The organism is Vibrio sp. AIC-3 (genome assembly GCF_013114515.1).
GTDB lineage: Bacteria > Pseudomonadota > Gammaproteobacteria > Enterobacterales > Vibrionaceae > Vibrio > Vibrio crassostreae_C.
In genome coordinates this window covers 121,974-135,776 of sequence record NZ_VTXG01000002.1, presented here as the reverse complement: position 1 = coordinate 135,776, position 13,803 = coordinate 121,974, and the positions used below count along the sequence as shown (strand labels likewise).

The window sequence follows — 13,803 nt, the reverse complement described above, 5'->3', positions numbered from 1 at the left end:
GTCGCTCAATAATTGGCGTGGAACACAGGGTAAGTTTGAGAGGTGAATTGTATCTAAATATAAATAAATTATAAGCAATATTTTGTTAATTTACTTGATTTTGACCTTATTCTTATTCCGTATGAAAACTGGTCATAAAAAAGCCCGCTACAGTGAGCGGGCTTTCTATAAATCGTACAGTCTAACGCCTAAATGGGTCACCTGTTTAAGGCTTTAGTCTTGATTCTCGTTTGAGAAATCCTAGCTTAGTCGAAAAGACCTAGGTTTTCTTTTGCGTATGCTTCAAATTCTGTGCAGCCGCCGATGTGGTCTTGGTCGATGAAGATTTGTGGAACTGTATCGACAGGTTTACCAACAGTCTTCTCTAGATCAGCTTTGCTGATACCTTCAGCGTGGATGTCAACGTAACGGTAGTTGAAGTCATCGCGTTTAGCTTTAAGAGTTTCAGCATGCTCTTTTGCACGAACACAGAATGGGCAAGCAGGGCGACCAAAAATAACTACAAACATTTAATTTCTCCTAAATACGGGATGAGGCTCGTTAACTCGATTATGTTAACTATTCTTTAGTGAATGCCACTCAAAATTTCATAAAACCAACTATGCCTCAATGCCATGGGGAAATAAAGATGGAATTACCTCTTAATACAATAGGTTTTGTCTATCAGAGCAAATAATGGTCACAAAAAGGATCCATGCTGATTTCTGATGGGTATTCAGATTGATTACCCTTAATTTAAGAGTGTGAATTACCCCTAAGAATACGACATTAATCCATCTTTAATGCGACAAGTTGCACCTCGTCAAAAAAAGCGCATACAGAACGAGGCATCTTAATACTGATGCACTATATAAAGGCTAAATTCCAATAACCAAGAGTTCGCAGTTTTGTTCGGTCATAGGCGCAGGAGGCACCATGTTTCAATTTATGACATCTACAAAGATCATCTTTGGTGATGGAGCACTTTCCGCTTCATTGTCTCTCTTTAATCAATATGGCTACAGCGTGCTATTGGTTACAGGCAATACATTAGAGCGCACTTCAATTGTTACTGACTATCTTGATGCGCAGAGTATGCGTTATCAGCACATTGCCGTTTCCGGTGAACCTAATATCAAAATGGTTGAAGAGGCGGCTATTTCTGCTCGTCGATTTAAGCCAGATATGGTTGTCGCCATGGGGGGCGGTAGCGCCATCGATATGGGCAAAGCGTTGGCTGCGGTTTTACCTAATCAAGGCAATTTATATGACTATGTTGAAGTGGTCGGGCGTAATGTTCCTCTTAAAACCAAACCACTTCCGTTTATCGCAATTCCAACCACAGCGAGTACCGGCGCCGAGGTCACTAAAAACGCGGTGCTGAAATCAGGCCAAGACCAAGTAAAAATCAGCCTGAGAAGCCCAGACATGCTGGCCGACGTTGCGATTGTCGACCCAACCCTAACTCATGGAACCAATCTATATCTATCTGGGCGAGGTGCGATGGATGCCTTTACTCATCTAATGGAAGCCTACGTGTGTGGTGAACCGAATCCGTTAACCGATATGATTTGTGAAGAAGGGCTGCGTAAGTTGAGTGGTTCTGTGGTTAAAGCGTGTGTTTATGATGAGCCTCAAGCGCGTTCTGATCTTGCTTTCGCTTCTATGCTCGGTGGTATGGCGATAACTAATGCCAAGCTTGGCGCAGCCCATGGTTTAGCCTCCGCACTAGGAGGTAAGATTTCTGCGCCTCATAGTGTGATTACCGCGCGTTTAGCGCCGTTTGTGATGTTGGAGAACATAGCCGTTGCAAAAGAGCAGCAAAGAAGCGACATCCTAGCGCGTTATCAGCGAATCGCTCAGATAGTAACAGGTAACGTAGAAGCAATAGAAGAGGAGGCAATTTCTTGGTTATCGGAAGTGCTTGATACGCTTAAGTTACCCAACTTGTTGGAATTTGGTGTCTGTGAAGCCCAGTTTGATGAGGTGTCTGCCGACGCGCTCAAATCAGTGGCGATTAAAGGAAACCCTTTGCCGCTTAACCAAGAGAGGCTCGTGCATATTTTGAAGCAAGTATGCGAGAAGTGCAGTTGTAGAGAAGGGCATCATGAGGGAGCTTCAATGAATCAAATTGGGCAAGAGCCAGCTGTCGAGTCGAGCTTTACCATTATCAATTCTTATGCGTCCGAAAACAGCGTGGTTGAGAAGGGCAATAGTTGGACTATCTAACGGTCTTAAACTTGTTCGTTGTATAAGTCATTTTATACAGACAAATAAAAACGGAGCTCTAGGCTCCGTTTTTTTAATTCAACTTGTTCTCTGGTCATCTGTTTTCAGTTCATGACTAAGCAGATTAGAACTGAGAGTACTTCTCGTAACGTGAATCACGAAGTGACTCTTTGACGCGCTTTAGGTTCTCTCTGAAACCAGAACCACGACGTAGCGTAAAGCCTGTCGCTAGCACATCGATAACCGTCATCTGAACAACGCGACTTGCCATTGGCATGTAAACGTCAGTGTCTTCTGGAACATCCAGAGAAATAGACAACGAGCTCGCTTTATCCAGTGGAGAATCTTTTGCTGTGATAGCAATAACTGTCGCACCGTTTTCACGCGCTAAGTTTGCAATCTCAACTTGGCTTTTAGTGCGGCCAGTATGAGAGATCAGAACAATAACGTCGTTATCACTGCAGTTAATGCAGCTCATTCGTTGCATCACGATGTCTTCGAAACATGTGATTGGGATATTAAAACGAATAAACTTGTTTTGAGCATCTTTGGCGACAGCAGAAGAGGCACCCAGTCCGAAGAACGAAATGCGTTTTGCTTGAGTCAGCAAGTCAACAGCACGGTTTACTTGCATCGCGTCTAGACTGTTTTTAGCAACGTCTAGACAAGCCATAGTTGATTCGAAAATCTTATGCGTATAAGCATCTGGACCATCATCTTCTTCAACATTACGGTTCACGTAAGGTGTACCGTTTGCCAAGCTTTGAGCTAGGTGAAGTTTGAAGTCAGGGAAGCCCTTTGTGTCTAATCGACGACAGAAGCGGTTAACTGTAGGCTCACTCACGTCAGCCATTTTAGCTAAGGTAGCAATGCTAGAATGAATTGCAGTTTGAGGGGAAGCCATAATTACTTCGGCTACCTTGCGCTCAGACTTGCTGAAATTTTCCAGGTTTTTTTGTATTTTTTCTAATGTATTCATAGTGTTCACAAGGGTATAGAGAACAACTTGCTAGTTAATATCTTTTACCAGGGGGTATGGCTGAAGCGAATATCAGTAAACACAAAGCCGATGTATATTCGGTTTCGTAAATACTGCTGCGTCAAATAGATATCAAGCTAACTAGCACCATAGAGTCAGTATAAACCCAACATACTATTTACTAATACAAAAACAGGGCATGAATGCTTAAGAATATGACAAACCTCAACAAAATTTTAGAAAACTACAGAATTGGAAGAGAGTTTGAGCAAAAAGAATGCAAAATGGGTATGAACTGACAGCTTAGTTACATCAAAAAGAAAGAAATTTTCAATTTGATGCAACTAAAATTGAATGACTATGCGTTGATTTGCGTAACCAGTTTGTTGATTTTGCCCATCAAGTTTGGTGCTAGTTTAGAGATCTCACGCTGTTCTTCAAGCACTGACGAAAGAATGTCATTGCCTGTTAGTGGGTTTGCTAATACCACGCGGAAAACGATGATTGGCTGATGTACCCATGCTTCAGGGTTTAAGCGTGTACGTGACACGAAAGACTTACCTGTTTCACGCTGCTTCTTCTGAATAAACTTAGTCAGCTCATTGAGCAACTCATTCAGTTCGACACGATGTTCAGGCTCAGCTTTAAGCAGTGCCGCTTTGACTGACTCAGGGACATAGCGATAAGTCAGTAGGCAAAGCTCAGGTTCTGAAACCAGCTCGAAGTCGCTCTGATCTTTAATTAGGTCGGCAAAGTAGCGCGCTTTGTTGATGCTTTGGTCGATCAGCAGTTCATAACCTGGGCGGCTAATGATGTGCATTGCGGCGTAAACCAGCATTGCCATACCTGAACGAGAACCTTCTAACGTATGGCTGCCTAAATCTTTTGAGCCTTTACGAAGAATGTATTGAGCATGATGTTCAATCGCAGTCATCGCATCTGGCTTCTTAAACAGAACCATACCCGCACCCATAGGGATATAAAGCTGTTTATGCGCATCAATCGTGACTGAATCCGCCAGTTCAATACCATCAAGTAGGTGACGATGATTGTTAGACATCAGAGTCGCACCGCCCCAAGCTGCATCAACGTGGAAATGACAATCGGATTCGGCACACACCTCAGCAATGTCTCTTAGCGGGTCGATATTACCGGTTTCGGTTGTACCAGCCACACCAATGACGGCGAAAGGTTTGATCTTGTTCTGCTTGAGCTGCTCGATCTTGAGTCTTAAATCATCAGTACAAATACGGTTGTCGTTATCTGTTTTAACAGACACTAGACCTTCTTGACCAATACCAAGGACATCCGCGGCTTTTTTCAGAGAGTAGTGGCCACGTTCAGAGACTAAGATGGCAAGGCCTTCGTAGTCGTAGTGCTTCATGGCTTTAAACAGGCCTTCTTTTTCTACACCTTTGAACGAACCTTGCGCTTTTAGTGCGTTGTTACGTGCAACCCAGAGCGCTGTAATGTTCGCGATGGTACCGCCAGAACAAAACGCACCTAAAGAGTGGTTTGCGCTGTGCATCCAACGAGAATAAAACTGGTCACTATCTTGATAAATCAGGCGATGTAACATGCCCAGAACTTGACGTTCTAGGGGAGTGAAAGCTTTTGAGGTCTCGATTTTTACTAGATTCTGATTCAACGCAATCATGATTTTTGAAAGCGGCATCAGGAAGTACGGCAACGCAGAGGTCATATGGCCAATAAAACTTGGCGAAGACGTGTGAACCGAATGAGACACAAGAGAATCGAGGAGATGCTCAGTATGTTCAGAAACAAACTCAGGCTGCTCTGGGATATGAGCATTTGAAAAATCTTTCTCAATTTCACGTAGCGGCTTTTCTTCAGCCACAATATGTTCACGTAAGAATTGATTCAGGTTTCGTGAAAGTTTGTCTTCAATTTGAGTGAGTGTTGAATCTGGGCCTTCAGGTACCGTGAAGATACGTAGAAGACTGTCGAAGCTAACATCTGCTGTTTTTTGTTCCGTAACCATAGCAAGCGAGTTATTTTTCTAATATTGACGCGAGCGGGACAATCTAAACGAAAACGGGAACAATGTCCCGTCTTAATTATGAAATCCAACTTCTCAAAAAAGCATATTAAATGCGGGGTTATTTACACTTAATCGCTTCAAGTTTACTGATCGACTGATTGTAACGCTGCAGCGCTGAGTCGATTTGCTTAGGGTGACTAAGCAGCTCTGCAAAGGCAGAACGTAGTTCGTAGTTTTGAGCGTGAGGCGTTGATTGGCGGTCATCGAATGTTGTTTTCGCGATTTTACCAAGCTCATCATCACGTGTTGATAGCGTTTTAATGTCGTGTTGCTCAAGTTGCAACCAACCTTCTACAGGTTGCTCTGTTGCCACTTTGCTTGAGTCGTTTACTAAGTAGTAGTGAACCGCAGCACGGTTAAGCTCAAAGTGGTGCTTACGACCTTCTAGGAACCACTCACTCACTTCTGTTAGCTCTGGATATTGCTCAGAGGTTAATGCAGCAAGGTCGGCATACCAATTCAAAGAAGCGTCGATGTACGCATCATATTTTTTTGCTTGGCACTGGTTTGTCTCAGACATTGAATCTGCTGCAAAAGAGAAAGTAGAAGTTGAAGCTAGCAGTAATGCGACGCAAAGGCGTTTCATAGTGGTTCCTTTTGTAAGTTTATTCTTTTTATAACTTTGTCGTTACAGGTTACCGTGATCGTTATTTGTTGAGCAATGACACTTAGTGTCTTTTTATTTCGGTAACTGTATCGGTGTCTTGGGCATTGGTATTCGAGTTGCATTCTAATCTAAAACAAACGCTATTCCTGCGATCTAGTTAGCAAGAGATACAAAGAACAACATCAATATCGGAACAAGCAAGCTGAGGATAAAGCCACTGACGATAGCGATAGGCACACATCTAACGCCGCCTGTTGTTTGAATGACCGGTAAGGTGAAGTCCATCGCAGTCGCACCAGCATAACCAATGGAAGTGCATGGGTAGCTGCGAATTAGCACTGGAATCAGTACCAAGGCAACTAACTCTCTTAACAGCTCAAGCATGAAAGAAGCGCCACCATAGACAGGACCAAAGGCGTCACCCATTAAGATACCAGCCAGAGAGTACCAACCAAATCCAGAAGACATTGCCAAGGCTTTGAACAGAGGGATATCTAGGATGTAAGCCGCGATTACACCACCTAACATTGAGGTGATGATAATGGTGATTGCGATAACCATACCGTGCTTGTTGAGTAAGATCTGACGAAGTGTGAGTCCGCTATTACGCAGCTGAATGCCGATAAAGAATAGAAGAACAAACAGAATCCATTCGCTTGCGGTATCAACCCAATCAAGGCCAATAGGCAGCACTAAGCCAGCGATTAGCCCTGAACCTACCACTAAGATGAGTTTTGCAGATTCCATCGCCATAGAAGAGAGGGGAAGCTTCTTCTTGCTACTGTCGGTTTTGAGTGGTAATAACTTATCAATAGCGGGCAGTGCCATTAGGTTACATACGCTTAAGCAGACAAAGAAAGTGACGGTATATAGAAGGATTGTCTGCAGGTTACTGCCTAGGTTATCGAGGGCGGCTAAGCTTAGTCCCATTAACGCCAGAATCACGTAGATCAACCGCGATGTTGAGCGGTTGATAAATTCTAATGTCTGAGCGTTCGAAATTGCAAAAAGATACCCCACGACGAGTGGCGCAAATATAAAGATCATCCCTGTAAACATGCTTTCCCCATTGCATTTACTTCATATTACACTTACTTGTAATTTAACAGTGACTTAGAAGCCGCTAGTATTGATCACGTCGCTTAGCTTTGCATTAAAATCATGCTTGCTCAAGTTGCTTAATTTATAGAGCACCTCTGCACCTGTCACGTTAAGTTCAACTTCGTGATCATCGATGTTCTCATCCTTGTTTCTGAACATCAGCAGGTGGTTAGCGATTCGAGCTATATCTAAGTAAGAGACTTCACGCTGTTCGTGGTTATTGATGGTATTGCTGCACACATCAATAAAATCGCTGTCGAAGCCCCAACGGTTAAGCACCAATTTACTGGTAGCAGAACATTGGCCTTGGAAGATTTGTAGAGCGATGTCGTGATCTAGGTAATTGCCATTTTCGAGGTAGAGGTGGTATTCGCTAACCAAACAGAACAAACCAATATCAGCCAGTAATCCAACAAGCAGCGATTTTTCATGCTCAAGGTAACGGTATTCAGTAGGGGAGAGCTCTTTGAAGCTGTTGGTAACAAGCACCATAGTAGCGCCCAGCTCTTTTGATACAGAAGCGCTCTGAACCAATACCTTATTACATTCTTTACTGAGGTTGACTGAGTGTTTGAGTTGCTCAATAGCCTGAGCCGTCACGATGTCACGTACTCTTAATATGCCAAGGCGCGACACCGCCGTCATAATATCAACACAAGTAATATTACGTCGGTTAAAGACCACAGAGTTAGCCACACGAATGACAATAGCAGCGAGGCCTGGGTCTTCGAGTAAGCACTCGGCAACGTCAGCAATCCCAGTTGATTCAAGGGTACAAAGCGATTGAATCTTCAGTACAACGTTAGGGATAGGAGGAAGTGTTATTTTTCCCGCTGAGATAGAATGTCCAACAAGTTGGGCAAACTCTGATTCTAGACCCTTTAAGAGAAGAGTCTTATTTTGAGGTAGCCAGAAAAACGATAAATGATTCATATAAAAAGTAAAAACAGGTCTGTCCTGCCATTTTACAAGCCACGATGCTGCGAGGCAATACTCACCCGTCTACATAACCTTTAATAATTTGAACCGGTGTATCACTAGGTGTCCAAATTCAAGCATGGTTTGATAGTTTACTGTGAAGTCAATCATGAAAAACCGGAATACTCAATTGATTGATGTGAACTAAGTCCAGACTTATTTTTCTTTTCGAAGTATGATTTATTTAAAGGTGAAAAACGAAACCATAATATTCACCTATAGAATAACAAAATAGATTTAAAATTTTCGCATAACAAGCTGCTTGTCTGGTGATCAACCTAATCGGGGTAATTTGATTAAGGATCAACGGATATGACCGAGACAGCATTTATTAATTACGTGAATCAATTTGGTGAGCATCAAAAACGTTCTATGTTCGGAGGTATTGGCCTCTTTCAAAATGACGCTATGTTCGCTTTATTGAGTGAAGGTTGTTTATTCATTAGAGGTGGAAAATCATTAGATAAAAAACTGACCGATCTTGATTGTGAAAAGTATCGTCATGTAAAGAAGCAGACAACAGCAACCGTAAACTATTACGACATTACGGATCTGTTTACCTGTGAACATCCTGAATTGGATAGTATTATTCGTACTTCAATCGATAATTCAATTCAGCAGCGTAGCTTCAAGAAGTCATCAGCTAGCCGTAGATTAAGAGATCTACCAAACATGCAGCTTACGTTAGAGCGCATGGTTAAAAAGGCGGGTGTGGATGATGTTTCAATGTTTATGCAGTTGGGCGCACCTGAAGTGTTTAATAAGGTTCGTGAAGCGTACGGAAACGATGTTGACCTAAAATTACTTTGGAAATTTGCGGGTGCAATTGATGGTATTCACTGGAAACTATTACAAGAGCCACGCAAGCAGCAATTACTGAAGAGCTGCCACTAAAGAAGTTTACCTTATATGCTTAAGATTACTGTTAATAAATAAAAACCGAGGAATGTCCTCGGTTTTTTTGTTTCTGTCTTAGCCGGATTTCTTAAAAGACTAAGTATCAAAAGACTAAGTATCAAAAGGCTAAGTGCTCATAGAGAGCTTATTTGCTAGGGCTTGAGCTTTAAGTATTAGTACTTGAAGCGAGCAGTGAACATAAGTTGGTCACCGTAGAAGTCGTTAATACGAGCTTCAGCACCTAAAGAGAAAAGCTCTGTAGAGTGGAAACGCGCGTAAACAGAACCTGTCCAATCATCGTTGTCATCGATAGAAACGTAACCACCTTTACCACCAACTTCTAGTTGTGGACCAAGCCATTGGCGAACACCAATGTTGATTTCCATACCGATATCAGTAGAGCTTGAGTTCTCAGGTTGAACGATACGAGCTAGCATTTCACCTGTTAGGTCTGCCCAGTTGTTTAATGGAGCGTGGAAACCAAGACCTACAGCTGAGTCGTAATCGCTTTCAAATTCTGAATCGATACGTGCTATAGCGTGAGCGTTCGGGTGAATGGACTTACTGAACGCACCACCAAATGTTACTGGGCTAGCACCGATACGTGCTTCAAAGTAATCATAGTTAAAGTTGCTCATTACCTGTGGTTGTTCATCAACAGCTAGTGCTTGACCAGAAGCCAATAGCATAGCGGTAGTAAGTAGAATTTTGCGCATAACGACCGTAAACCTATATTAGTGTTAATTCCTTTGGTTTGAGACAAATCGGCAAACCATAAACATTGAGACAGTTTAATCTAACTCACGGAAAAGTAATCCTTTAAAATGTAAAACCTTACTCATTTAGTTAAAAAACAAGCAAATTAAGGATCAGTATGTAACGGAGATCTCATGTTTAGGGCGAATGAGAAAAATAGACGAGCGAATTATCCAAAATTTGTATGCATTCGGACGGTTCTTATATCGGATGCCGCTTTTCTCAGTATCCATTAACCAATCAGTGCTATTCACCAAAACTGGTGCGTTTATCCGCCATTGAAGTCAGTATGCGCTCGGTATCCAAGATCGAAGTCCAGTTAAGCAATTGCTTGTCGTTGGCAATGACATAGTCAGTCAATTGTTGAGTAATCGTGTCTCTCAGTTGGTCGCCTTGCCAAGGTTTTGAAATATAGAAATCAAGTGCTGCGTTGTTAATGGCTGTGACGGTATCTTCTAGCCCAGCTTGCCCGGTGAGCAACAGCTTACGCGTTGGTTTAGTAGCGTCGTGTTGGTTGAGTTCGATCAGAAAATCAATGCCGGTTTCTTCTGGCATGATGTGGTCGCATAAGATTAACGCGAGCTTAATACCATCTTGGCCCATCTCTTTGATTACTTGTTTGGCTTCATCGACCGATTCTGCACCTTCAACGATAAAGTTTTCTTCAAATACCGCCAAGTCTTGAAGCACACTGTTGAGAACTTCCGGTTCATCATCGACACATAAAATTAGGTACTTATTCATGAGGTGCTCCTTCTTGTTTGAATGGAAGCCACACTTGCATGTTTGTATGGCTGCCTACCTCTGACTCCACCAAAATAAACCCTTGATGAGCCGAAACGATTTGTTGAGAAATGGATAACCCAATCCCTAAACCAAAGTTGCCTTCTTTTTTAGTCGTGAAATTTGGGTTGAAAATGGTGTTGATGTCTTCTTTGGCAATGCCGTGGCCAGTATCGGAGATTTGCACCACAAGAAACGCGTCGTCGCCTTTTGTCTGTTGAGAAGTGGTGATGGTCACTTTTCCTCGTTCAGATAGGGCATCGAGCGCATTGGAGATAAGGTTGGTCCACACTTGTTGCAGCGAGAGCGACTGGCACAATAAAGGCGGTAAGTCGGTATCGTAATGCTTTTCGAGTTGGTGGTGTTTAAGCCTGTTTTCGAAGATCACTAAGGTATCTTCAAGCCCTTCGTGGATATCTGTGTAGTGGCGAACTTCTTCATCTTCTCTAGCATAGCTTTTTAAGCTTTTGACCATATCGGCAATACGCTTGCTGCACACTTGAATTGAGCGGATAGAGTTTCCAACATAATGGTAATGCTCTAAGTCATTGAGCAGCTCTTTGCCTGCGACAGGGGACGCCTTTAATGTGTTTAGAACCGTAGAGTCTTGGCTTAGGTTTAGTCTCACGGCTTTTTTTGCTAAAGCACGGTCATTAATCGTCGACGTAAGATGCTTTACGAGCTGTCTTTCTTGGGCTGTTGATAGTGGCTTAGCTAACTTTGAATGTGCCAGTACGTCAGTCCCTTTATTGGACTCTGGAACGGATAGGTTTGCCAATATTTGGTCGAGATGGTCTGACAGAGTTTCGATGCTTCTTAATATGGCAGCAATCGGGTTATTCAGCTCATGTGCGACTCCCGCGACTAGCTGCCCGAGCATCGCCATTTTCTCTTTCTCGATCAGTTGTTGATGTGCAGACTCTAATGATTCTAGTGTCTGCTGCAGTTTGATCTTATTGGTGATGCTGCGTTGCAAACGTCGATTAAAATGACGGAGCAATAGATTGGTAAATAAAGGCAGCAGGGTATTGTTTGAATGCATCACCTGAGCAAAGCTATCTTTATCCAGTTTGATAACGCTAGTCTGCGTTAGGGTGATCGCCGTAGAAAACGAAGGCTCGCCTGTTACAAATGACATCCCGCCAACAATGTTCCCTTTGGAGTGACGTACCACTTCCCGCTGTTGCCCAAGTTCATCTTTCTTATAAAGAGCTGCTTCACCCTCAATGATCAGCCATAAAAAGCGATTGTCTTCGCCTTCCACAGTGAGTAGATGCTCGGGGGAATAGTCACGAATGGCCTTAGTTTTGTCATCTTTTGAAAACACATCTTGTAAGGCACTGACGACACGTTCTGCAAGGGCATTATCAGAAAGCTGGTGGTAGTCGTGAATGAAACCCGATTGGAAAGAGTGAATCTTTTGCTCAATGTGCGCTCTGAGTAAGCGTTGTTGATCCAATGCATCGCTGTAAGAGAGCAGGTTTTCTGAGTCGTATTGGATAACAAAAGAGGTCAGCTCTTTTTGCGCTGATTTGAACAGAACCTGATCTTGAACCGGTTTGGTTAAACAGTGGTTGAGCCTACCTTCATTCACAGCGGTTAAAATGGATTGAATGTCTGACGAAGCGCTGACTAATATCGTTCTTGCGGTATTACTATGGGGCAGCTGTTGAAGTTCAATCAGGAATTGCACGCCATTAAATTCAGAATGATGATGAGTGATCACCAAGGCAACGGTTTGGTTGTGATCATGAATATCTTCTAATGCGTGATGTGCGTCTTCTATGTTCTCGGCAGTATAAATATCGAATACAGAAGCCAACGGAGCCAGCTCCGAACGTATTCTTTCAATGCTAACCGGATTATTGTCCAAACAGATAACAGCGTATTGATTCACAGCTCAACCTTAATAGTAGCGACGTCTTTAGCCTAGCAAGAACCGCCGAATAAGGATGAGAGCTAGCCGTTAATTTATTGAGGCAATCGAAGTATCGAGCAATAGACTGATTTAACTCAATGTTTCTTGTTTGCTACTGATGGGTTAGACTAAAAAAAATAGACACGTGTAGAAAGAGAACTCATGGAACAGTTAAGAAAAATTGGTGCTATTGGCGGAGCAATCTCACTGGCACTTTGTTGGCCGCTAGCGGTTGGGCAAATTGGACAAAATGCGATTACCGATGGCGTTGCAAAGCTTAACAATTCAAGCATTCAAGCTGAGATCGTGGAATACGATAGAGGTTACTTGTCTTCCAACGTAACCACTCGTTTAACTGTGACGGATGAAAACCTGAAAGAGCAACTTGCGATTGATGGGTTGCCGAGTGAGTTTGTCATAAATAGTGCGGTTAACCATGGTTTGGTGAGTCTAAATGCACTGTCGACGTTTGAGAATACCGATATTCTGCCTTTAACTCTGACCACTAGTACTGAGCTAAACGGCAACACTGACTTTAACTTTGAGTTAAGCCAGTTCAATCACCAAGGTTCTGATGAGAATGGGACTTCGGTCTCGATCACTAAATCGAATCTTTCTGGCCATGCGACTGTTTTAGGCCAAGTTGATTACGAGCTTTCAATCCCTTCAGTTCAAATTGATTTTGAAACCGGTGAAGAGGTAACGCTGTCTAATCTGAAAGGTGTGGGTTCAGGCCAACAAGCGAAAGGCTACTGGTTAGGTACTCAGAATTTTACTATCGATAGCTTCTTGGTTTCAGATTCTGCAATGCAGCCTTTCATGACCATTGAAAATTCTAAGTACGATTTTGAATCACATCTAGATGAAGCAACTAAGCGTCTGCGCAGCAACCTCAAGCTGGATATCGCAAATATCGAGACCAGTGAAGGCCAGTTGAACAACCTAAACGTCGATTTTGAAATGTCGAAGTTGGATAGCGAGTCGTTTGAGAAAATCTTTGAGATTTACCAATCTAATCCTGTGATGACGCAAGAAGACGTTGCAGAGATCATTCCATTTATCGATATCCTGTTTGCTAAAGGTTTCGACCTTTCAATGAACAACATGTCGTTAGAGTTAGGTAAGGGACAGTTCGAATCTAAGTGGTTGGTGAGCGTGCCGGAAGGGACCGAAAACATCAGCAGCAACCCTTCGATGATCATGCCTGCATTAACGGGCAACGTTCACTCTAGCTTCTCAATTGAACTTGTTGAAGAGTATCCATTCATTCGTGAAGGTATCGATGAATTGCTTGTGATGGAAATGATCAAGGAAACAGACAGTGGTTATGAAATCAGCGCTGACTTAGAAAATGGAAACCTAGTGTTCGAAAATGGACAAGAAATTCCATTAATCGCTCTACTTATGCCGGTTTTTGTTCAATAAACAGAGCAGGCGTGAATACTGATAGGGTGATTTAGCAGGTTAAGCTTAAACATTTTATACGGTACAAAACAAAAGAGGTCTTAAGACCT

12 protein-coding genes are annotated in these 13,803 nt (G+C 42.7%); 3 read left to right on the top strand and 9 right to left on the bottom strand.

The genetic code is table 11. The features are described 5' to 3' along the window. Positions 1 to 245: 245 nt before the first annotated feature. The gene (locus F0229_RS02215; RefSeq protein WP_009847069.1) at positions 246 to 509 is read right to left on the bottom strand and encodes a GrxA family glutaredoxin; all 264 of its coding nucleotides are present in this window, start codon (positions 507 to 509) and stop codon (positions 246 to 248) included. Between the two features lie 406 nt (positions 510 to 915). Here F0229_RS02215 and F0229_RS02210 point away from each other — a divergent pair, with 406 nt between their 5' ends. Then, positions 916 to 2,208: an iron-containing alcohol dehydrogenase gene (locus F0229_RS02210; RefSeq protein ID WP_017060396.1), complete on the top strand. Its 1,293-nt coding sequence runs from the start codon at positions 916 to 918 to the stop codon at positions 2,206 to 2,208. Between the two features lie 124 nt (positions 2,209 to 2,332). Here F0229_RS02210 and F0229_RS02205 read toward each other — a convergent pair whose 3' ends face one another. From F0229_RS02205 to F0229_RS02185, 5 genes are all read right to left on the bottom strand, one after another. Further along, the gene (locus F0229_RS02205) at positions 2,333 to 3,187 is read right to left on the bottom strand and encodes a MurR/RpiR family transcriptional regulator (protein WP_004734686.1); all 855 of its coding nucleotides are present in this window, start codon (positions 3,185 to 3,187) and stop codon (positions 2,333 to 2,335) included. Between the two features lie 358 nt (positions 3,188 to 3,545). Further along, positions 3,546 to 5,189, bottom strand: coding sequence for a pyridoxal-dependent aspartate 1-decarboxylase PanP (gene panP, locus F0229_RS02200; protein WP_017060397.1), 1,644 nt, complete (start codon positions 5,187 to 5,189; stop codon positions 3,546 to 3,548). 118 nt (positions 5,190 to 5,307) lie between these two features. Continuing rightward, positions 5,308 to 5,835: a hypothetical protein gene (locus tag F0229_RS02195; protein ID WP_017066066.1), complete on the bottom strand. Its 528-nt coding sequence runs from the start codon at positions 5,833 to 5,835 to the stop codon at positions 5,308 to 5,310. A 174-nt stretch (positions 5,836 to 6,009) separates the two neighbouring features. Then, positions 6,010 to 6,915, bottom strand: a complete 906-nt coding sequence (locus tag F0229_RS02190) for a lysine exporter LysO family protein (protein ID WP_017071961.1) — start codon at positions 6,913 to 6,915, stop codon at positions 6,010 to 6,012. Between the two features lie 54 nt (positions 6,916 to 6,969). Then, positions 6,970 to 7,890: an HDOD domain-containing protein gene (locus F0229_RS02185; protein ID WP_017066065.1), complete on the bottom strand. Its 921-nt coding sequence runs from the start codon at positions 7,888 to 7,890 to the stop codon at positions 6,970 to 6,972. A 357-nt stretch (positions 7,891 to 8,247) separates the two neighbouring features. Here F0229_RS02185 and F0229_RS02180 point away from each other — a divergent pair, with 357 nt between their 5' ends. Continuing rightward, positions 8,248 to 8,829, top strand: coding sequence for a TfoX/Sxy family DNA transformation protein (locus F0229_RS02180; RefSeq protein ID WP_017060401.1), 582 nt, complete (start codon positions 8,248 to 8,250; stop codon positions 8,827 to 8,829). Between the two features lie 176 nt (positions 8,830 to 9,005). Here the strand turns inward: F0229_RS02180 and F0229_RS02175 are convergent, their stop codons facing one another. The 3 genes from F0229_RS02175 to F0229_RS02165 all read right to left on the bottom strand — a co-directional run bounded on the left by F0229_RS02175 (position 9,006) and on the right by F0229_RS02165 (position 12,268). Then, positions 9,006 to 9,548 carry a hypothetical protein gene (locus F0229_RS02175; RefSeq protein WP_017065409.1) on the bottom strand — a complete coding sequence of 181 codons (543 nt, stop codon included), beginning with the start codon at positions 9,546 to 9,548 and terminating at the stop codon, positions 9,006 to 9,008. Between the two features lie 286 nt (positions 9,549 to 9,834). Then, a complete protein-coding gene (locus F0229_RS02170) occupies positions 9,835 to 10,332 on the bottom strand; it encodes a response regulator (protein ID WP_171732142.1) in 498 nt (165 codons plus the stop codon). Further along, complete coding sequence (locus F0229_RS02165; RefSeq protein WP_171732141.1) at positions 10,325 to 12,268, bottom strand: ATP-binding protein; 1,944 nt, start codon at positions 12,266 to 12,268, stop codon at positions 10,325 to 10,327. Before F0229_RS02165 ends, F0229_RS02170 begins: the two co-directional genes overlap by 8 nt. A gap of 183 nt (positions 12,269 to 12,451) precedes the next feature. Between F0229_RS02165 and F0229_RS02160 the strand changes: the two genes are divergently transcribed. Then, a complete protein-coding gene (locus tag F0229_RS02160; protein ID WP_171732140.1) occupies positions 12,452 to 13,714 on the top strand; it encodes a DUF945 family protein in 1,263 nt (420 codons plus the stop codon). Positions 13,715 to 13,803: the final 89 nt, after the last annotated feature.